Annotated in this window: 21 protein-coding genes and 1 tRNA gene; 6 read left to right on the forward strand and 16 right to left on the reverse strand. The window is 65.5% G+C overall.

Features of this window, described 5'->3' with window-relative positions; translation table 11 throughout:
* Positions 1-25 precede the first annotated feature (25 nt).
* The 7 genes from tmk to ACSU1G_RS15370 all read right to left on the reverse strand — a co-directional run bounded on the left by tmk (position 26) and on the right by ACSU1G_RS15370 (position 6,413).
* Positions 26-652: a dTMP kinase gene (gene tmk / locus ACSU1G_RS15340; RefSeq protein ID WP_439280822.1), complete on the reverse strand. Its 627-nt coding sequence runs from the start codon at positions 650-652 to the stop codon at positions 26-28.
* Positions 649-3,507 carry a type I DNA topoisomerase gene (topA, locus tag ACSU1G_RS15345; RefSeq protein WP_439280823.1) on the reverse strand — a complete coding sequence of 953 codons (2,859 nt, stop codon included), beginning with the start codon at positions 3,505-3,507 and terminating at the stop codon, positions 649-651. Before topA ends, tmk begins: the two co-directional genes overlap by 4 nt.
* Positions 3,508-3,596: 89 nt before the next feature.
* A complete protein-coding gene (locus ACSU1G_RS15350; RefSeq protein WP_439280824.1) occupies positions 3,597-3,926 on the reverse strand; it encodes an Rv3654c family TadE-like protein in 330 nt (109 codons plus the stop codon).
* A complete protein-coding gene (locus tag ACSU1G_RS15355; protein ID WP_439280825.1) occupies positions 3,926-4,261 on the reverse strand; it encodes a TadE family type IV pilus minor pilin in 336 nt (111 codons plus the stop codon). Before ACSU1G_RS15355 ends, ACSU1G_RS15350 begins: the two co-directional genes overlap by 1 nt.
* Before the next feature lie 29 nt (positions 4,262-4,290).
* Positions 4,291-4,488 (reverse strand): DUF4244 domain-containing protein, encoded by a 198-nt coding sequence (locus tag ACSU1G_RS15360; protein ID WP_439280826.1) that lies wholly within the window; start codon positions 4,486-4,488, stop codon positions 4,291-4,293.
* Positions 4,489-4,515: 27 nt separating this feature from the next.
* The gene (locus ACSU1G_RS15365) at positions 4,516-5,415 is read right to left on the reverse strand and encodes a type II secretion system F family protein (RefSeq protein WP_439280827.1); all 900 of its coding nucleotides are present in this window, start codon (positions 5,413-5,415) and stop codon (positions 4,516-4,518) included.
* The gene (locus tag ACSU1G_RS15370) at positions 5,409-6,413 is read right to left on the reverse strand and encodes a TadA family conjugal transfer-associated ATPase (protein WP_439280828.1); all 1,005 of its coding nucleotides are present in this window, start codon (positions 6,411-6,413) and stop codon (positions 5,409-5,411) included. Before ACSU1G_RS15370 ends, ACSU1G_RS15365 begins: the two co-directional genes overlap by 7 nt.
* A gap of 365 nt (positions 6,414-6,778) precedes the next feature.
* Here ACSU1G_RS15370 and acs point away from each other — a divergent pair, with 365 nt between their 5' ends.
* A complete protein-coding gene (acs, locus tag ACSU1G_RS15375) occupies positions 6,779-8,746 on the forward strand; it encodes an acetate--CoA ligase (protein WP_439280829.1) in 1,968 nt (655 codons plus the stop codon).
* Between the two features lie 91 nt (positions 8,747-8,837).
* On the opposite strand, the gene ACSU1G_RS15380 is transcribed toward acs, so the two are convergent.
* Entirely contained in the window at positions 8,838-9,455 is a 618-nt protein-coding gene (locus ACSU1G_RS15380; RefSeq protein WP_439280830.1) for a TetR/AcrR family transcriptional regulator, read from the reverse strand.
* A gap of 111 nt (positions 9,456-9,566) precedes the next feature.
* On the opposite strand from ACSU1G_RS15380, the gene ACSU1G_RS15385 reads away from it, so the two are divergent.
* Complete coding sequence (locus ACSU1G_RS15385; protein WP_439280831.1) at positions 9,567-11,570, forward strand: hypothetical protein; 2,004 nt, start codon at positions 9,567-9,569, stop codon at positions 11,568-11,570.
* Positions 11,571-11,628: 58 nt separating this feature from the next.
* Here the strand turns inward: ACSU1G_RS15385 and ACSU1G_RS15390 are convergent, their stop codons facing one another.
* Complete coding sequence (locus ACSU1G_RS15390) at positions 11,629-12,087, reverse strand: RidA family protein (protein WP_439280832.1); 459 nt, start codon at positions 12,085-12,087, stop codon at positions 11,629-11,631.
* Positions 12,084-12,308, reverse strand: a complete 225-nt coding sequence (locus ACSU1G_RS15395; protein ID WP_439280833.1) for a hypothetical protein — start codon at positions 12,306-12,308, stop codon at positions 12,084-12,086. The genes ACSU1G_RS15390 and ACSU1G_RS15395 overlap by 4 nt, the downstream gene beginning before the upstream one ends.
* An 80-nt stretch (positions 12,309-12,388) precedes the next feature.
* On the opposite strand from ACSU1G_RS15395, the gene ACSU1G_RS15400 reads away from it, so the two are divergent.
* The 4 genes from ACSU1G_RS15400 (at position 12,389) to ACSU1G_RS15415 (ending at position 16,872) form a co-directional block, all read left to right on the forward strand.
* Positions 12,389-14,977 carry a transglycosylase domain-containing protein gene (locus ACSU1G_RS15400; protein ID WP_439280834.1) on the forward strand — a complete coding sequence of 863 codons (2,589 nt, stop codon included), beginning with the start codon at positions 12,389-12,391 and terminating at the stop codon, positions 14,975-14,977.
* Positions 14,974-15,921: a metallophosphoesterase gene (locus ACSU1G_RS15405; protein ID WP_439280893.1), complete on the forward strand. Its 948-nt coding sequence runs from the start codon at positions 14,974-14,976 to the stop codon at positions 15,919-15,921. The genes ACSU1G_RS15400 and ACSU1G_RS15405 overlap by 4 nt, the downstream gene beginning before the upstream one ends.
* Before the next feature lie 62 nt (positions 15,922-15,983).
* Positions 15,984-16,060: transfer RNA gene (locus ACSU1G_RS15410), tRNA-Pro, on the forward strand.
* Between the two features lie 56 nt (positions 16,061-16,116).
* The gene (locus ACSU1G_RS15415; protein WP_439280835.1) at positions 16,117-16,872 is read left to right on the forward strand and encodes an HAD-IIB family hydrolase; all 756 of its coding nucleotides are present in this window, start codon (positions 16,117-16,119) and stop codon (positions 16,870-16,872) included.
* Positions 16,873-17,005: 133 nt separating this feature from the next.
* On the opposite strand, the gene ACSU1G_RS15420 is transcribed toward ACSU1G_RS15415, so the two are convergent.
* The 6 genes from ACSU1G_RS15420 to ACSU1G_RS15445 all read right to left on the reverse strand — a co-directional run bounded on the left by ACSU1G_RS15420 (position 17,006) and on the right by ACSU1G_RS15445 (position 23,919).
* Positions 17,006-18,241, reverse strand: a complete 1,236-nt coding sequence (locus ACSU1G_RS15420) for an alpha-hydroxy acid oxidase (RefSeq protein WP_439280836.1) — start codon at positions 18,239-18,241, stop codon at positions 17,006-17,008.
* Positions 18,242-18,264: 23 nt separating this feature from the next.
* The gene (locus ACSU1G_RS15425) at positions 18,265-19,005 is read right to left on the reverse strand and encodes a FadR/GntR family transcriptional regulator (protein ID WP_439280837.1); all 741 of its coding nucleotides are present in this window, start codon (positions 19,003-19,005) and stop codon (positions 18,265-18,267) included.
* A gap of 84 nt (positions 19,006-19,089) precedes the next feature.
* Entirely contained in the window at positions 19,090-19,743 is a 654-nt protein-coding gene (locus ACSU1G_RS15430) for a thymidine kinase (RefSeq protein WP_439280838.1), read from the reverse strand.
* A 9-nt stretch (positions 19,744-19,752) separates the two neighbouring features.
* A complete protein-coding gene (locus ACSU1G_RS15435) occupies positions 19,753-21,222 on the reverse strand; it encodes a malate:quinone oxidoreductase (RefSeq protein WP_439280839.1) in 1,470 nt (489 codons plus the stop codon).
* 192 nt (positions 21,223-21,414) lie between these two features.
* Positions 21,415-22,485, reverse strand: a complete 1,071-nt coding sequence (locus tag ACSU1G_RS15440) for an aspartate-semialdehyde dehydrogenase (protein ID WP_439280840.1) — start codon at positions 22,483-22,485, stop codon at positions 21,415-21,417.
* A 150-nt stretch (positions 22,486-22,635) separates the two neighbouring features.
* A complete protein-coding gene (locus tag ACSU1G_RS15445; protein WP_439280841.1) occupies positions 22,636-23,919 on the reverse strand; it encodes an aspartate kinase in 1,284 nt (427 codons plus the stop codon).
* Positions 23,920-23,987 lie beyond the last annotated feature (68 nt).

The raw sequence follows: 23,987 nt of genomic DNA on the forward strand, positions 1-23,987 counted from the left end.
CCGTGCTGTGGTGCATGATGCGGGCTCAGACAAGCGTAGCGACGCGGGTACGGACAGCTTCGGAGATCTCGTCAACGGATGCCGAGGCATCCAGCACCAGGAAACGCTCGGGCTCGGCCTCGGCGAGCTGCAGGAAAGACTCTCGCACTCGAGTGTGAAACTCGGCCTTCTCGGCCTCCAGGCGATCGAACGGCTTGTCAGCGGAGTCGAGGCGCACACGCGCTGCAGCAGGATCAAGGTCGAGCAGCACAGTCAGGTCAGGCAGCGCGCCTTCGGCAGCCCACAGCGACAGTTCGCGCACTTCGACAGCATCGAGAACGCGACCTGCGCCCTGATAGGCGACAGAGGAGTCGAGGTAGCGGTCCTGCAGCACGATATCGCCACGATCGAGCGCGGGCTGCACGACAGTTGCGACGTGATGCGCACGGTCAGCCGCATAGAGCAGCGCCTCGGCACGCGGGGCGATGTCGCCACGGTGGTGCAGAACGATGTCGCGGACCAGCTGACCGACCTCGCTGCCGCCGGGCTCACGCGTGCGAACGACCGTGTGCCCAGCATCCGTCAGCCACGTCTCCAGCAGCTCAGCCTGTGTGGTCTTCCCAGAGCCGTCGCCGCCTTCGAGAGTGATCCACAGCCCTGGGCGTGCGGTCACGAGGCCGCCTTTTTGGCGGCGTTGGCCGCACGAGTAGCCGCGGCCTTCTTCGCCGCAGCCGAGCGCGCCGCAGCCTTCTCTTCATCGGTCTTCGCAGCGGCCTTGGCCGGAGCTTTCTTCGCTACAGCCTTCTTCGCCGGCGCCTTCTTCGCGGCAGCCTTCTTTGCCGGCGCCTTCTTTGCAGCACCACGCTTGGGCGCAGGACCCTTGGCGCGCTTGTCGGCAAGCATCTGCACGGCGATCTCGAAGGTGATCTCTTCCGGCTTCTGCCCGCGCGGAATCGTCACGTTCGTCTCACCGTCGGTGACGTACGCACCGAAGCGGCCATCGCGGATGCGGATCAGTTTGCCACTGACAGGATCAGCTTCGAACTCGGCGAGCGCGCTCGATGCACGACGAGAGCCGGCACCGTACTTCGGCTGCGCGTAGATCGCGAGGGCCTGCTCCAGGGTGACCTCGAAGATCTGCGCTTCGCCCTCGAGCGAACGCGAATCGGCGCCCTTCTTCAGGTACGGACCGTACCGGCCGTTCTGAGCGGTGATCTCGTCGCCTGATTCAGGATCAGCGCCGACCACTCGCGGCAGGCTCAACAATTGCAGCGCGGTGTCGAGATCGATCGTGTCGACCGCCATCGAACGGAACAGCGAACCGGTGCGAGGCTTCGGCGCATCCTTCTTGGCGGGCTTCTTTTTCTTCTTGGGCGCCTCGACGACCTCGCCGGTGGCTTCATCAACCACAACGGCTTCATCGGCGGGAACGACTTCCTCGGGCAAGTTCTCCTGCACGTAGGCGCCGTAGCGTCCGTCCTTGACGACGATGACTCGACCGTTCTCGGGGTTCTCACCGAGCACGCGGTCGCCGGCAACGGGAGCGTCGATGAGCTCCTGCGCCTTGGCTGCGGTGAGCTCGTCCGGCGCGAGCTCTTCCGGAACGTTGACGATGCGCCCGCGCTCCTCCGGTTTCGCCGGGTCGATGACCTCAAGGTAGGGGCCGTACTTGCCGAACCTCAGGGTCGCCGTGTCGGTGATCTTGGTCGAGTTCAGCGCGCGGGCGTCGATCTCACCGAGGTTGTCGACGACCTGGCGTAGTCCCACCTGCTCATCGGTACCGAAGTAGAACGACTTCAGCCATTCGCCGCGCTTCTGCTCACCGCGTGCGATCGCGTCGAGGTCATCCTCGAGGCCGGCGGTGAAGTCGTAATCGATGAGGTGCGCAAAGTGCTCCTCCAGCAGACGCACGACGCTGAATGCCATCCAGGTCGGCACAAGCGCCTGGCCGCGCTTGGTGGCGTAGCCGCGATCGATGACTGTGCCGATGATGCTGGCGAATGTCGATGGGCGGCCGATGCCGTGCTCTTCGAGCGTCTTCACCAGCGACGCTTCAGTGAAGCGGGGCTTCGGATTGGTCTTGTGGCCCTTTGCCTCAGCATCCGACATCACCAGCGCGTCACCGACGGCGACGGCAGGAAGCGACTGGTCCGAGGCTGCGTCGGCATCGCCGCGCTTCTCGTCGCGGCCCTCTTCATAGGCCTCGAGGAAGCCCTTGAAGGTGTAAACGGTTCCGGATGCCGTGAACTCGGCGTTCTGGCCATCGGCGTCGACGGCAATGGTGACCGTGGTGGTCTCGTACTTCGCGTCGGCCATCTGGCTGGCGACGGTGCGCTTCCAGATCAGGTCGTAAACCCGCTGCTCTTCGCGGTCGAGCTCGCCAGACACGGATGCCGGGGTGCGGAACTTCTCGCCCGATGGGCGGATCGCCTCGTGCGCCTCCTGTGCGTTCTTGCTCTTGGACTTGTAGACGCGCGGCTTCAGCGGCACAGCCTTGTCACCGTAGAGCGAGACCGCCTGGCTCCGTGCTGCCTGCACTGCTTGGGTGCTCAGCGCGACAGAGTCGGTACGCATATAGGTGATGAAACCCTTTTCGTACAGACGCTGGGCGACACTCATCGCCTGCTTCGCACTCATCGAGAGCTTGCGACCGGCTTCCTGCTGCAGCGTGGAAGTCGTGAATGGTGCGTAGGGGCTGCGGGTTCCGGGCTTCGCCTCGACCTTGGTAACGGTGCCAGCGCCGGTTTTCTCCACGGCGTGTGCGAGAGCTGTGGCCTTTTTCTCATCGAGAACAAGGACGGCCTTCTTCAGTTTTCCGGCGTCATCGAAGTCAGTACCTCGGGCGAGCTGGCCGCCGTCGACACGCACGAGGCGCACGCGGAAGGAGATACCACTGGACGCGGACGCATCGACATCCCAGTATTCGGCGGAGACGAACGCCATGCGCTCGCGTTCACGCTCGACGATCATGCGGGTGGCTGCGGACTGCACACGGCCGGCCGACAGACCGGTCTTCACCTTGTACCAGAGCACCGGCGAGACATCCCAGCCGTACAGGCGGTCAAGGATGCGGCGGGTTTCCTGTGCGTCGACAAGTGCGAGGTCGAGCTCGCGGGTGTTGCCGACGGCAGCCTGGATCGCGTCCTTGGTGATCTCGTGGAACACCATGCGCTTGACGGGAACCTTCGGTTTCAGCGTCTCCAGCAGGTGCCAGGCGATCGCCTCGCCCTCGCGGTCCTCATCAGTTGCGAGGAGGAGCTCGTCGGCATTCTTCAACGCACGCTTGAGTTCGGCGACCGTCTTCGTCTTGCGATCGGAGACGACATAGTACGGGTCGAAGCCGTTCTCGATGTCGATCGAATACTTCCCGTACGCGGCCTTGTCGGCAGCGGGGATGTCCTTCTTATCAGCGAGGTCGCGAATATGGCCGACAGAGCTGAGTACCTCGTAGTCATCACCGAGGTACCCCTGAATCGACCGCATCTTCGTCGGAGACTCGACGATGACGAGCTTTTTGCCTTCAGCCAAGGGTGCGTCCTTTCTTCGAAGCACACCATACACACCACTTGCATGGTGCGTTCACAGCGAAGCCGTGGGTGAAGCCCGGATCAATGCCGTCAGAATCCCTCTGGTGGCCCGGCGCGGGCTCGGGAGACGGCAGCTAGACCAGAGTACGCCGCTTGAACCTGAACGGTCGCCACTGACCCGTCGATTGTGCACGAGGTGAGAGTCGCACCGGATGCCGCGGCCACTCGCGCGGCGAGCGCGCAGGGCTCCTCATCGGTGATGATCGCCCCGGAGACGGCGTCAGCTGCGGCCAGTGCCGCCGCGTCCGCAGCCCCGGCCGCTCGCTGCGCCGTGACGGCGGCGCCGCCGACGGCCGCGAGTCCCAATGAGAGCGCTGCGGCGACAGCCAGCACACCGGCCGCGAGTGCAGATCCGGCCATCAGAGACCTCCGCTGAGCGCACAGCTCGACGCCGTCAGGGGAATCTGAATGACCCGCCCGATCGTGACGTCGAGCCGTGCACTGACGCAGGACAAATCGCCACGCTGCTCGCTGGATACCTGCGCATCGCTGACGGATGCCACCACCACCGCATACGCGGTCGCAGTGTCCTCTCCGCGGCCGAGAAGCCGCGCAGCATCGGCGACAGCATCCTGAAGTGAGACCTGCCGCGCCGCAGCGCCCAGCGCGCCCGCTCCCAGCAGCAGCGTGAGCACCACTGCGGGGAGGGCGAGCGCGAGCTCTGCGGCGACAGATCCGTGCGCGTCTGTCTTCATCGCACGGACGGTCGTCTTGAGCCACATCGCTATGACACGGTCAATGCCCGGCGCACGAGATCGGTGAGGATGCCGCGCACCTCATCCGAGCGCATGATGACGACGAGAAGTCCAGCAAATGCAACGGCAGCCATTGTCGTGATCGCATATTCAGCGGTCGCGGCACCCGACTCGTCTGTGAATAACGACGCGGCGCGCCGTCTGGTGAGGGTGGAGATGGTGTTCATGTGTTCCTTCTTTCATTGGCGCTGTCGTCAGATCGGCAGCGGGGTGGATGAGAGCACGGAGAGGATCATCGGCGCGACGCCCAACAGCAGGAACGCGGGCAGCGTGCAGACACCGAGTGGGATGAGCAGTTGGGACGAGAGCTTGGCCGCGCGCAGACGCCCACGGATGCGCGCATCGTGTCGTTCCTGTGCGGCAGCGGCGCGCAGGAGCTCGCCCGCGGGAACCCCCGCAGCGCGCGACAGCGCCAGCACTCCCGTCGTGCGCGCGCCGCTCAGCCGGTCGCGCGCGGGGCTGTCGTCGACGAGGCGCAACGAGCGATCGATGGATGCTCCACCGGAGAGCGCAACGGCGACGAGCTCGGCATGCATCCCCGGTGTGCCAGGGTCGGGTTGCGCGCGCCGCAGAAGCTTGTGCGTCCACGCTCGCGCGCAGAAGACCAGCGCGAGGCCCGCGACAAGACAGGCTGTCCCGATCGGGTTGCCGATGAGCACGCCCAGTGTGTCGAACCCCAGCGCGAATCCGAGTATGAGTCCTGCCAGCGGCATCCACATCAGAAGGCGGGCCGTGCCGGCGGGTTCGGCGAGCGCGATGCGCACGTCGTCGGCGGCCGATGCGGCATCCTGCATCGTCTCCGCCAAAGATCTCAGCACCTCGGCCAGCGGGGCGCCCACTGTCGTCGCGACGTCCCAGGCCGCGGCGACGTCGCTCCATGCGCCGCCCTCCGTCTCGATCGCGGAGACGAGAGGCATGCCATCGTCGCAGCGTTCGACCACTCGCTCGGCGTGCACGTCCCCTGAACCGGCGAGGTGTCGCCACGCGATCAGCGGTACAGCTCCCGCCTGCAACAGCACGGCGAGGGTGCGCACCGATACGGCGGCGGCTTCGGCGCTGGCATCCGCCGTTTTGCGCCCACGCACGCTCACCACGGCTGCACCTCTTCAATATCGAGGCGGTCGGCGCGCAACAGAAACCGCCCTGCCTGCGCGATCCGGCGCACGCCGTCTGTCCCGCGAGCAAGATGAACCACGATGGTGAATGCACTCACGGCCTGACGCGCCAGCGCCGTGGCATCCATCCCGGCGAGCGCACCGAGCGCCTCAAGTCGAGCAGGCACATCGACGAGACCACTGGCGTGCAGAGTGCCCGCGCCACCGTCGTGACCGGTGTTCAACGCCGACAGCAGTTCGCGCACTTCCTCACCGCGGCATTCGCCGACGATGAGGCGATCTGGGCGCATCCGCAGCGATTCCCTTACCAGGCGCGCAAGTGTGATCGACCCGGCACCCTCGAGGTTCGCCTGCCTGGCCTCGAGGGCCACATGATGCGGATGCGCGGGGCGCAACTCGGCGACATCCTCAATGGTCACGATGCGCTCCGACGCCGGCACAGCGTGCAGCAGAGCGGCCAGCAGCGTCGTCTTTCCCGTGCCGGTGCCGCCGGTGAGGAGGATATTCGCTCGATCCATCACGAGCTGTTCCAGCCAGGCGCGTTGACGGGCATCGAACGCGCCGAGCGCGGCGAGGGCATCCAGATCTGCCACCCCCACCCGTGGGATGCGCACCGACACCGCTGTGCCGGACGTGGACACCGGCGACAGCACCGCGTGCACACGGATACCGGCGGAAAGTCGCACATCGACGCACGGAGATTGATCGTCCAGATGCCGCCCGCCCGCGCCAATCAGCGCCACAGCGAGGTCGCGCACCTCACGCTCGGAGGCCGCCCACGCCGCCACCCGCTCGGCCCCATCGCCCCGGTCGATGAAAAGACCGTCGACACCGTTGACGAAGACGTCGGTCACCCGCGGGTCCGCACAGTGCTCGGCGAGCGGCCCGAACGCGGCATCCAGATCGACAGGAAGCGCCTGGAGGCCCGCGGCCGCACGCGCAGTGTCACGCGGCTGGATGATGAACGGCTGTGGCATCCCCCGAAACTATGCGCCCTGGCATCCGAACGAAGGGCCAGAACCCACGCCCTGTGGGCAAGTCACCGCATCCGATTGACGGTGCAGAACAACTGATCCACCAGAGGCAGAGGAGTCTGAAAGGGCGGCACCTCACGGGGGGAATGCGATGCCGCCCACTGGCGTGCCGCAACTTGGGGGACACGAGCACGCCGGGCCAGAATGAAATTCGGCTGTCGTCGAGTGTACGCATGACGACCGGTCTCGCAAAACTCCACGCACTACCGACTTTCGGCAGTACTGGCCGAATCGGGTGCAGACTAAAGTCACCGTGTCACGGTCGCGTTTTCTGCGCGGCCTCGTCCCGCCGCAAAGGAGCGCCCGTCATGAGCAGCCAGATCGATCATCTCCTCGACGAGACCCGACAGTTCCCGCCTTCGGACGAGTTCGCCGCAGCCGCCGTCGCACAGCCCGACATCTACGAGCGCGCCGCCGCGGATCGCGAAGGGTTCTGGGGCGACCAGGCCCGCGAGCTGCTGCACTGGCACAAGCCGTTCACCGAAGTACTCGACTGGTCGACGCCGCCATTCGCGAAGTGGTTCGATGACGGCGAACTCAACGTCGCCTACAACTGCCTCGACCGCCACGTCGAAGCCGGCAACGGCGACCGGGTCGCACTGCTGTGGGAAGGCGAACCGGGAGACTCCCGCCGCATCACCTACGCCGAGCTCACCGACGAGGTCAAGCGCGTGGCCAACGTGCTCGCTGGCTACGGCGTCGTCGCCGGAGACCGCGTCGCCATCTACCTGCCGATGATCCCCGAGGCCGTCGCGTCGATGCTCGCCGTTGCCCGCCTCGGCGCGATCCACTCCGTCGTGTTCGGCGGCTACAGCGCAGACAGCCTTCGCTCGCGTATCGATGACGCGGGCGCAAAGGTCGTCATCACCGCCGATGGTGGCTACCGCAAGGGCCGCGTCTCCGCCCTCAAGCCTGCCGTCGACCAGTCACTCAGCGACCGTGGCGACGGTGAGCAGCAGACCGTCGAGCATGTATTGGTCGTCAAGCGCGGCGAGAATGAGGTCGGCTGGGTCGAGGGCCGCGATCACTGGTGGCACGACGCCGTGCCTGCGGCATCCGCAGAGCACGAGGCGCACCCGTTCCCGGCTGAGAACCCGCTGTTCGTCCTCTACACCTCCGGCACCACGGGCAAACCCAAGGGCATCCTGCACACCTCGGGTGGCTACCTCACCCAGGCCGCATACACGCACAAGAACGTCTTCGACTTGAAGCCCGAAACCGACGTGTTCTGGTGCACGGCCGACATCGGCTGGATCACCGGCCACAGCTACGTCACGTACGGGCCCCTGGCCAACGGCGCCACCCAGGTGCTCTACGAAGGCACCCCGGATGCCCCGCACCCCGGACGCTGGTGGGAGATCATCCAGAAGTACAAGGTGTCGATCTTCTATACCGCGCCGACCGCGATCCGCTCGTTCATGAAAACCGGGCGCAGCATTCCTGCCGGATTCGATCTGTCCTCGATCCGCCTGCTCGGATCAGTGGGCGAACCCATCAACCCCGAGGCATGGATGTGGTACCGCGAGGTCATCGGGGCAAATAAGGCCCCGATCGTCGACACGTGGTGGCAGACCGAGACCGGCGCGATCATGGTGTCGGCGCTCCCCGGCGTGGTCTCAACCAAGCCGGGCTCCGCACAGGTGCCGATCCCCGGAATCTCACTCGACGTCGTCGATGAGTCTGGTGCCGAGGTCGGCAACGGCAACGGCGGTCTGCTCGTGATCACCGAGCCGTGGCCGGCAATGCTGCGCGGCATCTGGGGAGACCCCGAGCGCTACCGGGAGACCTACTGGGAGAAGTTCGAAGACCAGGGGTACTACTTCGCCGGTGACGGCGCCCGTCTCGATGAAGACGGCGACGTGTGGCTGCTCGGACGCGTGGATGACGTGATGAACGTGTCGGGACACCGTCTGTCGACGGCCGAGATCGAGTCGTCTCTGGTTGCGCACGAGGCGACGGCCGAGGCCGCAGTGGTCGGCGCATCCGATGACGCGACAGGCCAGGCAGTCGTTGCATTCGTGATCATCAAGGAGAGCTATCTCTCCGGACACGACCCGGCGGGCCTTGCCCAGCTGCTCCGACTGTGGGTCGGCGAGCAGATCGGTGCGATCGCTCGCCCCCGCGACGTCTACATCGTCGGTGAGCTCCCGAAGACCCGCTCCGGAAAGATCATGCGTCGCCTGCTGCGCGATGTCGCCGAGGGCCGCGAGGTCGGCGACACCACGACGCTTGCCGACACCGCGGTGATGAGCATCATCTCGGCGCAGGTGAAGTAGCCCAGTCACCCGCGAGACCGCACAACCACGCCGAGACGACACGCATACGTGTATTTTCGGCGTGGTTTTGTGGTTTCGGTGAAGTGGGCAGTCACTCCGCCGGGATGCTGATCGCGGCCATCTGAGCGCGAACGACCTGAATCCGCTCGAGATCGATCGGGAATTCCCCGTCCACCTCGCGCGCGTGACGCTGCACTTCGTCTCCGAGCGCGATCGCCAGGCCGACCGTCACACGTGCTTCGGCGACGTGATTCGTATCGTCCAGACGCGCATACTCCGGATGCGCATCGAGCCACGCGGCGAGCACATCAACAAGTCGGTCGCGGCTCACCCCGCTCCCCCAGGAGACCGTGCTGGTAACGCCCGGTTCACGCACGAACAGCGCGAACCGGCGGCGCGTGAGGTCGTCGCCGGCCTGTCCCCGCACCGACGCCATCACGATCAGGCTGGCCGCGACCACAAGATCATGTGCGTGCTGCGTGAGGATGCGATCGGTGAGCGCAGGATCGTACTCCAGCGCCGAGCCGAAGATCGCCTGGTCAAGGGAGGAAAAATAGTTGAAGAACGTACTGCGAGAGACCATCGCGGCTTCGCACACGCGGTCGACAGTGACCGCCTGCACCCCTTCTTCATAGGCGAGATCCACCGCTGCACGCTCCATCGAGCGCCGGGCGGTACGCATCTTGCGCTCGCGAAGCCCCTCAGCCATGTTCGCTCCTTCACAACGTCCCTCACCACAATACTCAGTCGATGTTTGGCTTGTGTGCAAGTTTGGACTTAGTCCATACTTGTCGAAATAGTCACGGCTGAAAGGCACCCCATGCGTCGCCCGATTCATAATCGCCCCCTCCCCACGAAGGCCTTCACGCTCACCCGGACCAGCGGCGCGATCGCCACGGTGATCGGTCTGACGCTGATGTCCGTGCCGCTGGTCGCTCACGCCGAGGAGCCGTCGACACACACCGTTGACGTCACGACGAGCATCACCGATGGGATGGATGCCGCATCCCTCGCCGGCGTCGAGATCGCGATCCGCAGCCCCTACGGCGACGATACGGTGATCGCCTCCGGAACCACTGGCGCCGGTGGCACCCTCCAACTCGAGGTGACCGGTGCCGAGTCGAGCTATGTGGTGGATGCTGAGTGGCCGGGCGCCGTCGGCGATCTCGAGACGACCTCGACGCGCACCGAGTTCCCGGTGAGCAGAGATGCTCCCGTCGAGGTCATGCTGTGGGGTCCGTTCGGTGCTGTTTCCGGATCCGTCGTCGCGACAGCGGATGGTGAGCCCGTAGCCGACCTCCGTGGAGCCAGCCTCCTCATCGCGAGCGCGGGCACGCTCGTACAGCAGGTGCCGATCGCCGCCGACGGCTCGTTCGCATCCGGCGCACTACCCACGAGCGATTCCCCGGACTACAGCGTGCGATTCCTGCCGCCGACCGGGTACGACCTCGACGACACGCAGACCGCTGCGAACGAGCCGTTCGCGCTTCCGTCCGCTGAGACGAGCCCGGCAGCGCTAACGATTGAGCGCAGATTCGCGATCGTCTCGAACGGTACAGTGCCGACACCGGAGCCGGAACCCACTACGGAACCGACGCCAGAACCCACGCCGGAACCCACGCCGGAACCCACGGCCGAGCCGACGCCAGAACCCACCGCTGAGCCGACACCGCAACCCACTACCGAGCCCACGCCGGAACCCACAACAGAGCCGACGCCCACCACCCCGGAGCCGACACCGACCACCGACCCGACACCGACACCGACCGCCGAGCCCACCGCGGAACCGAATCCCCTGCCCACCTCCACTCCGTCACCGACGACATCCCCTATCGCCCCGACAGCGCCGATGCTCGTCCCCCCGATAGCACTGGGCAACGCCGCGGACCTCGGAGCAGCCATCGGCGGCATCACCAACGCCCAGTTAAGCCAACTGCTATCGGCCGCTCGCAGCAACCAGCCCGTCCCAGTCACCAATGCAGCAGGCCAGTTGCTCGGCCTGGCGTGGACGCCTGCACCTGCATTGCAGCCGGGGCTGTCTGCCATGAGTTCAGCCACGCTGGTGACCGCCCCTGGTATCGCCTTGATTCAGACGCCGGTGGCAGCAATGAGTCTCGAGGCCGCACTAATGGCCGTCCAGTCATCCCGCGCCTCCGCACTCGATGCCGATCTGGCGGCGCAACTCACCGGGGTCCAGGCGCGCAACACTCAGATTGCAATGTTGAACGCCGCGGTATCCGCCGTGTCCGTGTACCTCGCCTCACCTTCCGACACGACTTACGCCGCATCCGTTGACGAAGTGAAGGCCGCCGGCATCGATCATCCTTTCCTCTCCGCTTCCGCTGAGGACCGCGCGTCGGACGCAGCATCGCTGCTCCAGTCGCTGCGCACCATGATCGATGCGACGGCGAACAGCCAGCAAATGGACATGCTGAGGCTGCAGGCGCTCACGGGCAAGCGCAACGAAGAGTTCGACTTGATGACGAACTTCGTCAAAAAGATGAACGAAACGCGCTCGAGCATCATCGGCAACATGCGCTCGACGCCGATCGCTCTGGGCACTGTGCACTGGGATGGCAGCACGGTGGCCGGCAGCTTCGATCTGGCCGCAGTGCAGGATGGTGACCACCACCTCATCCTGGACATCGCAGATGCCGGCGTCGTCCTCGTCTCCGGCGTCACCGTGCAGCGGAACTCGTTGGCGGCGACGGGAGCAGACCCCAGCGCAGCACTGATTGCGGGCGCAGGACTCATCGCCGTCGGGCTCGCTGCGTTCCTCGGCGCACCGCTGATGCGACGCAAGACTTCCGCTGACCCCCAGTAGGCGGAAACGCGAACAGCCTCCCCATCAGTTGATGGGGAGGCTGTTTGCGCGCCACACGTCAAGCGAGGATGAAGGTGACCTCAACCTCGACCGGGCTGTCCAATGGCAGCACTGCGACGCCGACGGCGGCACGGGCGTGCAGGCCGGCGTCGCCGAAGATCTCGCCGAGAACTTCGCTCGCACCGTTGATCACACCGGGCTGTCCGGAAAACGCCGGGTCGGATGCCACGAAGCCACCGACGCGCAATACGCCGCCGAGCTTGTCCACGCCGCCAGCAGCCGCCGCAGCTGCAGCCACCGCGTTCAGGGCACACGTGCGGGCATAACCCTTGGCATCCTCAGCCGTCACCTCAGCACCCACCTTGCCGGTCGCGGGAAGCGCTCCGCCGGCGAACGGCAGCTGGCCGGACGTGTAGATGAGGCCTGCGTGCACCACCGCGGGGACGTACGCAGCCACGGGTGCTGCCACCTCGGGCAGCACGATTGCGAGTTCGTTCAGACGCGCGGCAATGCTCATGCGGCACCGCCCTCAAACTTGCGTGCTGCCTGCTCGGCTGCGGCGAGACCGACGCTGTTCGAGTCGTCGCCCACGACGGGCCGCTTCAGGTAGGCCACGAGGCCCCCCTCGGGGCCCGTGATGACCTGCACAAGCTCCCAGCCCTGCTTGCCCCAGTTGTTGAGAATCGCTGCGGTGTTGTGAATCAGCAGCGGTGTAGTCAAGTACTCCCACGTAGTCATGGCACTCCTGCACATCAGCGACGGTCGGCTCTGCCGAGCGTCAAAGGCGGTATTCAGGGAACTCCCCTACGATCTAGCGTATGCCTCAGAAGAATCGCACGGCGAAAGGCGTGCTCGGCGGCCTCCTCGGTCTCGTCGGGCTCAGCGTGGTCGCCGGGGTCCTGGTGACCGCAACAGTGACGCCCGCTCTGGCCGTCGCCGGTGCCGCCGGATCCCAAGCCCTCGACCTGTTCGAAAATCTGCCGTCGTATCTCAAGCCGGATGCGCCGATGGAGCCGAGCACGTTCTACGCCATCGGCCACGACGGCAACCCCACGCCGATGGCGAGCTTCTTCGACCAGAACCGCACGCAGGTCACCTTCGAGCAGGTCGCCCCCGTGATGTTCGATGCGATCCTCTCCAGTGAGGACAAGGGCTTCTACGAGCACGGCGGCATCAACGTCGGCGCCACCGCGAGGGCCCTCATCGACAACCTCACCAAGACGTCATCACGCGGCGCCTCGACGATCACCCAGCAGTACGTCAAGAACGTCCTGATCCAGCGGTGCGAGCAAGGTGTCTCGACCACCGACCCGAACTACGGTGAAAAGATCGAGCAGTGCTGGTGGGATGCAGCGAATGCCCAGGGCAGCGACGGCATCGAGCGCAAGTTGCAGGAGTTGCGCTACGCGATCCAGATCGAAAAGGACTACTCGAAGAACGAGATCCTGCTCGGTTACCTGAACATCGCCAGTTTCGGTAGCACGGTCTACGGCATCGAAGCCGCGGCCAACTACTATTTCAGCACCACTGCGGCTAACCTCACCCTCGAGCAGGCAGCGACACTGGCCGGCATGGTGCAGAATCCGAACACCTTCCGGATCGACAAGATCGAGGGTTCTGACACTGACTCGGCGGGCAACGCAGTGAACAGCGAGGCCGACGGCTATGCGCTCGCGAAGGATCGCCGTCACTACGTACTGGGCATGATGATCACCCAGGGCAAGATCACGCAAGAGCAGTACGACGCGGCGGATGCTTCGGCGATCGTGCCGGTGATCAAGCCGGCGACCCAGGGCTGTGCGGCAGCGGTGGCGAATGCCTACTTCTGTAAGTACGTGGAGACCATCGTGCTCGACGACCCCGCCTTCGGAGACACCGACCAGGAGCGCGTGAACGCCCTGCAGCGTGGCGGTTTGGACATCTACACCACGCTCGATCTGCGCGTGCAGGACCCCGCTGTGCATGCCATGCAGAGCCGCGTACCTCCGAACTTGGACAACCAGTACTTCGGCGCAGCCGGGGTAACGATCGAGCCGGGCAACGGCCGCATCCTGGCGATGACGCAGAACACGATCTTCCGAGAATCCGCGACCGAGGTCGAAGACCAGGCGTACTCGTCGCTCGTCTACGCCGCGGACCACGAGCACGGCGGATCCGGAGGCTTCCCGGTCGGCTCGTCTTACAAGCTGTTCACCCTCGTCGACTGGCTAGAAAAGGGCCACTCGGTAAACGAGTCGATCAACGGCCGCCAGCGGAATCTGAAAATACCGGCCGCTTGCGTGGATGCGACTCTCCCGCTGAAAAAGGACCAAATCGAAAACTTCGGTCGCAACGGCGGCTACACCGGCACGCCCATGACGTTCACGAGGAACTCACTCAACTCCGGCTACCTCGCTATGGCGTCCGAGCTCGACATCTGCGACATCAATAAGGTCGCAGAGCGCATGGGAGTCGACCTCGCCAAGGGCGGTAGCCCTGCCGACATCAGTATCAAGGGCAACCTTCCCGTTCCTTACAACGTGCTCGGCGACAAGTTCATCTCCCCATTGGATATGGCGGGCGCCTACGCGACTGTCGCCAACGGCGGCATTTACTGCGAGCCGAAGGCGATCGACAAGGTCATCGACCAGTCGGGCGCCGAGTTGGCAGTGCCCGAGACGATTTGCTCTCAGGTCATCACCCCCGAGGTCGCGGCCACCGCTGCCTACGCTCTTCAGGGCGTCATGACCGGCGGCGGCACCGGCTCCGCCGCCAACACGGGCGACGGTACGCCGCTGATCGGCAAAACCGGCTCGCACGAGAGTTACTCGACCATGATGATCGAGTCGAGCACGAGGGCCACCACTGCGGTGTTCGTCGGCCGCACGGAGGGCCAGGCCGACATGTGGAAGCAGCCGTGGTACAACGGCAACGATCTGGAGAGCATCCGTTACCCCCTTGCCCGCGACATGCAGTACGCCGCCAACCAGCTGCTCGGCGGTGGCGATAACTTCCCGCAGCCGGACAGCAACCTCACGCGCCGGATCCTCACCGATCTGCCCGGCGTCGTCGGACAGACGATCGAGGATGCGACACGCACCCTCGAGGATGCCGGATTCAGCGTTGATGTGGGAGACGCGATCGACAGCGACATCGCCGAGGGGCTCGTCGCCGCACAGGATCCAGGCGCTGGTCAGGCACCTGGTGGCACGACCGTCACGCTCTCGCCCAGCAACGGGCAGAGTGCGACCGTGCCCGATGTGACCGGCGAATCTCTCCAGAGCGCGATCAACACCCTTAATGCCGCGGGATACGGCAATGTGTCACCGCATGGGTCGTGCGCGAAGCCCGACGCCGAGGTAGAGAGCACGAGCCCTTCTGCCGGCACCGCGGCGAACAAGTCCACCACCGTGACGATCAAGTGCTGACGGGGCGTACGCGCTCCGCTCACCCTGCCCTCATCGCGCTCGGCGCGGTGGGGGCTGTGGGTGCCGCCTGCGCCGTCTGGGGCATCGGCATCGAGCGCTACCTCTTCACCGTTCGCGAAGCATCCGTCGCCGCCCTCGCACCGGGTGCGCGACCATTGCAAGTGCTGCACGTCTCAGATGCCCACATGGCTCCCTGGCAGCGCCGCAAGCAGGACTGGCTGTCCTCGCTCGCCGAACTCGAACCGGATCTGGTGATCAACACCGGCGACAATCTGGGTCACCGCGACGGCTTGCAGGGCATCCGGAATGCCTTCGATGCCTTCGCCGGCGTTCCTGGCGTCTTCGTGCACGGCTCCAACGACGTGCAGGGCCCTTCGCCGCGCAACCCGCTGCGGTACTTCTCCGGCCCGTCGAAGCGGCACCGCGATCCCGAGATGCTCGACACCGCAGCCTTGGACGCGTACTTCACGGACGAACTCGGCTGGGCAGGGCTGAACAATGCTGCCGCACGCATCGAAGTGGCTGGCAGCCCCGTCGATCTGTTCGGTGTCGATGATGCCCATCGCGATTGGGATGATCTCGACTCGGTGCCGGCGACGATCGCGTCGCTCGGAGCACGGGACGGCGCCACTCCCCTGCTCGGCGTCACTCACGCCCCGTACCAGCGAGTGCTGAACACCTTCACCGACAACGGCGCGCAGGCGATCTTCGGCGGACACACGCACGGCGGCCAGGTCTGTCTGCCCGGCTTCGGCACGCTCGTCGCGAACTGCGATATTCCACTGAAGCAAGCCAAGGGCTTGAGCACCTGGACGCACGGCGGTCGCAGCATCCCCCTGAACGTCAGCGCAGGATGCGGGCACTCGATCTATGCGCCGGTGCGCTTCGCATGTCGGCCCGAAGCGACCCTGCTCACACTGACCGCGCAGGACACGCCCGCCTGACAGCGCGACCCGCGCTCGATTCGGCGCACGGTCAGTTTCCCTGTAGACTCAAACGGTTGCAACGGGGTGTGGCGCAGCTTGGTAGCGCGCTTCGTTCGGGACGAAGAGGCCGCAGGTTCAAATCCTGTCACCCCGACCACAGTTGCAGGAAGGCCGTCCTACGGGGCGGCCTTCCCCATATCACCTGGAGAGTTCATGACCACGCCTCGACTCGTTGCCTTCGACCTCGATGACACGCTTGCCGCGTCGAAGAGCGCGATCGACCCGCGTATCGCCGCGCATCTGCGCGCGCTGCTCACCCGCGTCGATGTCGCGATCATCTCCGGCGGCAACGAGCAGCAGTTCCGCTCGCAGGTCATCGAGAATCTGGGCGAAGCGGATGCGGCCAGCCTCGGCCGCCTGCACCTTCTGCCGACCTGCGGCACTCGCTACCTGCGCCACGACGGCTCCGAATTCACCACCGTGTACGCCCACGACCTCTCCGACGAAGAGAAGTCCTCGGCACTGCTGGCTCTTCGTGAAGAGGCCGAACGGCTGGGCCTGTGGGAGCAGAACCCGTGGGGCGACATCCTCGAGGACCGCGGCTCGCAGATCACCTTCTCCGCACTCGGCCAGAAGGCGCCGAGCGACGCGAAGCACGCGTGGGATCCGTCCGGCCAGAAGCGTCTGACGCTACGCGACGCGGTTGCCGCACGCGTCCCCGAGCTCGAGGTGCGCGCCGGCGGTTCGACGTCCATCGACATCACCCGGGCCGGCATCGACAAGGCGTACGGCATGCGCTCGCTCACAGAGCACACCGGCATCCCGCTCGACGACATGCTCTTCTACGGCGACCGCCTCGACGAGGGCGGCAACGACTATCCAGTGCTCGCCATGGGCGTCCGCTCGATCGCGGTGTCCGGTTGGGAAGACACCGCGACGAAGCTGGATGAACTGATCCCTACTCTCTGAGGCCCACTCTCTGAGGTCCAATCTCTGAGGCCTCGGGCCGACCAGCCCGAACTCGACAACGCAAATTCCGCCCTTCCCGTAGCTTCGGAAGGGCGGAATTTGCGTTCTCGGCCGGGAGCGGGAAACGCCGGAGCTACTTCGCGACCGGCACCAGACGCTGCAGCTGCGTCACATGACCGGGCTCGAGCTCGGCGAGTGAGGCCACGCCCAGCAGGCGCATGGTGCGCTCGATCTCGGTGCGCAGGATCGCGATCGTACGATCGACGCCCTGCCGTCCGCCAGCCATCAACCCGTAGAGGTACGCGCGTCCGATCAGCGTGAAGTCGGCACCAAGCGCGACGGATGCCACGATGTCGGCGCCGTTCATGATGCCGGTGTCGACCATGACCGTGAAGTCATCGCCCACTGCCTTTCGCACCTTTGGCAGAAGATGGAACGGGATGGGCGCACGGTCGAGCTGGCGTCCGCCGTGGTTTGACAGCACGATGCCGTCGACTCCCGCATCGCGCAGCCGCACAGCATCCTCGACGTTTTGCACGCCCTTGATGACGAGCTTGCCCGGCCAGAGACCACGGATGACCTCGAGATCGTCGTAGCTGATCGTCGGGTCCATCGCGGCATCCAGCAGTTCGCCGACGGTGCCGCCGGTGGTGCTCAGCGAGGCGAACTCGAGCTTCGGAGTGGTGAGGAAGTCATACCACCACCACGGACGCGGAATCGCATTGATGATCGTGCCGAGAGTGAGCTGGGGCGGGATGCTGAATCCATTGCGCTTGTCGCGCAGACGAGCCCCGGCGACCGGGGTGTCGACGGTGAACTGCAGCGTGTCGAAGCCGGCAGTGGCAGCGCGGCGGGTGAGCTCGTAGGAGATCTCGCGGTCACGCATGACGTACAGCTGGAACCAGTTGCGCCCATTCGGGTTCGTTGCCTTCACGCCCTCGATCGAGGTCGTGCCGAGCGTGGAGAGCGTGAACGGGATGCCGGCGGCTGCGGCGGCGCCCGCACCAGCTTCCTCGCCCTCGGTCTGCATCAGACGGGTGAATCCGGTCGGAGCGATGCCGAACGGCAGGGCGCTGGGGCCGCCGAGAATGTCGACGCTGGTGTCGACGTCGGGCGCAGGGCGCAGCACGCCGGGGTGGAATTCGACATCCTCGAATGCCTGGCGTGCACGCGTGAGCGAGATCTCGCCCTCGGCAGAGCCATCGGTGTAGTCGAATGCGGCCTTCGGCGTACGACGCTTCGCGATGGTGCGCAGGTCGTTGATCGTCAGGGCCCCCTCGAGGCGACGCTTCTTGCCATCGAACTCGGGCTTTTTGAACTTCATCAGATCGAGGATCTCGACCGGGTTGGGCAACTGGCGCTTCACCATGATGCTCCTCTCAGTTTCGGGGTTCAGTTTTGGGGTTCAGTTTCGGGAATCGGTGACGCGGAATCGGTGACGCGAGTCAGGCCCGTAGCCGTGTAGTAGCCGGTGATGTGGGCGCGGACCAGCGCGCGGGCGCGATCGGCGTCACCTGCGTCGATCGCAGTGACGATCTCACGGTGCTCGGCGCGGAGGCTGTGTGCCATGGCATCCCAGTCGGCGATCACCTCGGAACCGGCCTGCACATAGGACTCGATGGCCGTGCGCAGGCCCGCCATCATGGCCGCGATCACGGTATTGCCGGATGCTTCGGCCAGAGACAGGTGCAGCTGAGCATCCAGGGCAAGAAATTCGCCTGGGGTCAGTGTGCTGGCATCCATCGCGTCAAGAACGCGGTGAGCTTCAGTCGTGTCGCGGGCAGTGTCCGCCGCGAGGGATGCCGCCACCGCATCTTCCAGCACGAGCCGCGTCCCCACGACATCCGCCAGCGGGAAGCCCTGTGCTGCCACCTGCAGGCGCAGCAGAGCAGACATACCCCCGGAGGGTGTCGCAATCACGATCGCGCCAGACTGCGGGCCCGAACCGGTCGCCGTGCGGATCAGCCCCATGACCTCGAGTACACGCAGCGCCTCGCGGACGCTGGAGCGGCCGACGCCAAGGCTGGCTGCGAGCTCACGCTCGGAGGGAAGCCGGTCACCGGGACCGAGGCGTCCGTCAAGAAGGTCGCGCTCGATGTGCTCGAGCACGAGTCGCCATGCGCGCTCTGCCATTCCGCCTCCTGTGGTCTGACCACAGAATATCGCGTGTGGTCAGACCACGCAAACGTGGGCTTTTGACCGACTCGCCTCGGGTCCTCAGCCCAGGCGTCCGCCGGATTCCTCCAGATAGCAGTGCCCGCACAGCGACTCATACGTGACGACGTCGGCGGGTGCTCCCCCACTGGCCCCTTCATCGATCGCAACCTGGTCGCCATCGAACACGAAGCTGCCGTTGATCACGCGGCCGTTGAACACGGCCTTGCGCCCGCAGCGGCAGATCGTCTTCAGCTCCTCGAGGGAGTGCGCGATCGCGAGCAGACGGGCAGATCCAGGAAACGCATGGGTGAGGAAGTCGTTGCGGATGCCATAGGCGATCACCGGGATGTTGTCATTGACAGCGATCCGGAACAGATCATCGACCTGCTCCGCAGTCAGGAACTGCGCCTCATCGATCAGGAGACACGCGACATCGATCGGCGCGGCGGGGATGAGCCCTTCGTCGCTGCGTCGCTGCATCCGCTCGCGCTCGCTCTGGAACAGCCCACGCGCGTCACCGTCCGGAGGGATCAGGAAATCAACCTCGCGTGTCATGCCGAGGCGGCTCTCCACCTGGCCTGCGCCCTTGGTGTCGATCGCGGGTTTTGCGAGCAGAACGTGCTGCCCGCGCTCTTCATAGTTGTACGCGGCCTGCAGCAGCGACGTCGACTTGCCGGAGTTCATCGCCCCGTAGCGGAAGTAAAGCTTCGCCACGGCGCCGCGTCACTTCGAGATGTTGAGGGTGGCCGCTGTCGCAGCCATGGACTTCTCGGCCACTACCGCATCCCCATTCAGCGTCTGGCCGTACGTCGGGATGAGCTCGCGCAGCGCAGGCTCCCAACCCGAGTACTGCTCCGGGAAGCAGTCCTTCAACAGGTTGAGCATGATCGGCACGGCCGTGGATGCACCGGGCGATGCGCCGAGGAGACCAGCGATCGAGCCGTCAGCCGCCGAGATGACCTCGGTGCCAAACTGCAGCACTCCGCCCTTCTTCGCATCCTTCTTCATGACCTGTGCGCGCTGACCGGCGTCGATGAGCGTCCAGTCCTCATCCTTCGCCGTGGGCATGAAGGTACGCAGGCTGTCGACCTTCTTGCGGTGATTCTTCATCAACTCGCCGACGAGGTAGGTGATGAGGTCGGGGTTCGCGAAGGCGACCCGCAGCATCGGCCACAGGTTATGCGGGCGCACCTGAGTGACCAGATCGAGCATCGAGCCGTTCTTGAGGAACTTGGGGCTGAAGGTCGCGAATGGTCCGAACATCAGCGAGGCTTCGCCGTCGACGACGCGGGTGTCGAGGTGCGGCACCGACATGGGCGGCGCGCCGACGGATGCCTGCGAGTACACCTTCGCCTTGTGCTGCGAGACGATGGCGGGGTTCGAGGTCTTCAGGAACTGTCCACCGATCGGGAAGACGCCGTAGCCCTTGATCTCCGGGATACCGGAGCGCTGCAGCATCTTCAGAGCCCAGCCGCCCGCACCAACGAAGACGAACTTCGCGTTGATCTGACCGGGGGTGTGGCCGAGGGAGTTGCGGAACTTGATGTCCCAGCTGCCGTCCTTCTGTTTCTTGAGCCGACGCACCTCGTGGTTGGTGCGCAGTTCGACGCCGTTGTCCTTGAGGTGGCCGAAGAGCTGGTGGGTGAGCGCGCCAAAGTCGACGTCGGTGCCGGCAGGCACGCGCGTGGCGGCGAAGGGCTCACCGTTGCGGCGCTTCTGCATGAGCAGCGGCGCCCACTTGTTGATCACGCGGGAGTCTTCGCTGTACTCGATACCGTCGAACAGTGGCTGCTTCTTGAGCACCTCGTAGCGGTCCTTGAGGTACGCGACGTCCTTCTCGCCACGCACGAAGGTCATGTGCGGGGTGGCGTTGATGAAGGTCGACGGCGCATCGAGCACGCCCTTGTCGATCAATGACGACCAGAACTGGCGGCTCTGCTGGAACTGCTCGTTGATCGAGACCGCCTTGGCGGGGTCGAGCGGTCCACCGGTCTGCGGCATGTAGTTCAGCTCGCAGAGGGCGGCGTGGCCGGTACCCGCGTTGTTCCACGGGTTCGAACTCTCCTGGGCCACATCAGACAGTCGCTCGAAGGCGACGATCTTCCAGTCTGGCTGCAGCTCGTGCAGCAAGGTACCCAGTGTGGCGCTCATGATGCCACCACCGATGAGGACAACGTCGACGGATTCAGTCACCAGATCAGTCTAATCCGCGGGCGGTGCCCCACGAACCATCCCTGCCCTGCATCCGGCGCCGTGGCGCTGCCCTGCACAGATGCAGGGCGATCGAACGGATGCAGGGCGAAACGCCGTCGGATGGCCAGACATCCGTGCATCCGCCCTGCAAGTGTGCCGGCGGCTCGACGCCACCGACCGGTTATGCGGGGGTTAGGCAGCGACGGTGAGGCGCGCGGCGACGATCTCGGCGATCTGCACGGCGTTGAGGGCTGCGCCCTTGCGCAGGTTGTCGTTGCTGACGAACAGCACGAGGCCCTTGTTCTCGGGTGCAGACTGGTCGGCACGGATGCGGCCGACGAAGCTCGGGTCCTTGCCTGCGGCGTGCAGCGGCGTCGGCACCTCTTCCAGCGCGACGCCGGGAGCCTCGGCGAGAATCTCGCGGGCCCGGTCGGGGGTGATGTCGTCAGCGAACTCCGCGTGGATCGACAGCGAGTGACCGGTGAAGACCGGAACACGCACACACGTGCCCGCGACCAGCAGGCCGGGCAGCTCGAGGATCTTGCGGCTCTCGTTGCGCAGCTTCTTCTCTTCGTCGGTCTCGTTCAGCCCGTCATCGACGATCGCACCCGCGAGCGGGATGACATCGAAGGCGATGGGAGCGACGTAGTTGTTCGGCGCCGGGAAGTCCACGGCGGATCCGTCATGCACGAGGCGCAGCGTGTCACCCTGCGCGAGGACGCCCTCGACCTGGCCGAGCAGCTCCTGCGCACCGGCGAGACCGGAGCCGGAGACGGCCTGGTACGTGGAGACGATGAGCCGCTCGAGACCAGCGGCCTCGGCCAGCGGCTTGAGTACCGGCATGATCGCCATCGTCGTGCAGTTCGGGTTCGCGATGATGCCCTTGGGGCGCTCATCGATGGCGTGCGGGTTGACCTCGCTGACCACGAGCGGAACCTCGGGGTCGCTTCGCCACGCGCTGGAGTTGTCGATCACGACAGCACCTGCGGCCGCGAAGCGCTCGGCGTAGGCACGGCTGGCCGTGGCGCCGGCCGAGAACAGCGCGATGTCGATGCCCGTGGCATCCGCTGTCTCGACATCCTCAACGACGACGTCAACGCCAGCGAACTCGATGACCTTCCCCGCCGAGCGAGCCGATGAGAACAGGCGCAGCTCACGAATCGGGAACGCGCGCTCCACGAGGATCTCGCGAATCACCGCGCCCACCTGGCCGGTGGCGCCGACGATGGCGACGGAATGTCCTGAGTCAGAGATGCGGGTCATGAAAGTTTCCTTGGCGTCGTGCGGTATTGCGAATGGGGCACGAGGCACGGCGTCGGGATGCGGATGCCGCGCCTGGCGCCGATGTCAGGGTTCCGGTGAGTCTACCGCGCCGGACGGATGCCGGAGGTCGGCCGGATGAGGATGGTCATCTCAGCGACCGGTGCCGGCGTGCACGACGGCTTCGGCGTCGCCGTCGAGGCCGTAAGCGGTGTGCACGATGCGGGACGCATCGGCGAGGTCGGTGTCGCGCAGCACCACGGAGATGCGGATCTCAGACGTCGAGATCATCTCGATGTTGATACCGGCGGTCGACAGCGCCTCGAAAAGCGTTGCCGAGACTCCCGAGTGCACCCGCATGCCGGCGCCGACGACCGAGAGCTTGCCGATCTGGTCATCATGGATGAGGCCATCGAACCCGACTTCGGACTGCTCAGCGGCCAGTGCTTTCAGCGCCGCCGAGGCGTCCGCCTTCGGCAAGGTAAACGAGATGTCTGCACGGCCAGTGGCCCCGGACACGTTCTGCACGATCATGTCGACGTTGGCGCCGGACTTTGCGACGATCTTGAAAATCTCAGCGGCCTTGCCCGGAACATCCGGCACGCCGACGACGGTGATCTTCGCCTGGCCCATATCGGTGGCCACGCCTGCGACGATCGGTTCTTCCATGACTTCTCCCTCAGCTTCGCGGGGGTTCTTCATGCCCTCGCCCAGAACGTAAGTGCCTTCGCTTGATGAGAAGGACGATCGTGCGTGGATGAGCACGCCGTGACGGCGGGCGAACTCGACAGCGCGAATGTAGAGCACCTTGGCGCCGTTTGCGGCCAGCTCGAGCATCTCTTCGCTGGAGAGGTGATCGAGCTTCTGCGCACGGGGGATGATTCGCGGATCCGCGGTGTAGATGCCGTCGACGTCGCTGTAGATCTCGCACACGTCGGCGCTCAGCGCGGATGCCAGTGCGACAGCAGTCGTGTCGGAGCCGCCACGGCCGAGTGTGGTGATGTCGCGGGTGTCGCGGTTGAAGCCCTGGAATCCGGCGACGATGACGATCGCGCCCTCGTCGAGCGCCTCCCGCAGGCGAACCGGTGTGACATCGACGATGCGCGCCGAGCCGTGATGGTCATCCGTGATCATGCCGGCCTGACTGCCGGTGAACGAGCGTGCCTCGAAGCCCATGGAATGGATCGCCATGGCGAGCAACGCCATCGAGATGCGCTCCCCACTGGAGAGCAGCATGTCGAGTTCACGCGGTGCGGGAATCGGCGCGACCTCGTTCGCGAGTTCGAGCAGTTCGTCGGTCGTGTCGCCCATCGCGCTCACGGCGACGACGACATCGTGCCCTGCGCGTCGGGTGTCGACGATGCGCTTGGCGACGCGCTTGATGCTCTCAGCGTCGGCGACGGACGAGCCGCCGTACTTCTGCACAATGAGGGCCACGTTCACTCCCAGGGATGTCGGGCAGTTCCGCCCACCGGCCATTCTACTTTCGCCGCGTATGCCGCCAA

The sequence above is a fragment of the Microbacterium sp. A93 genome (assembly GCF_051842835.1).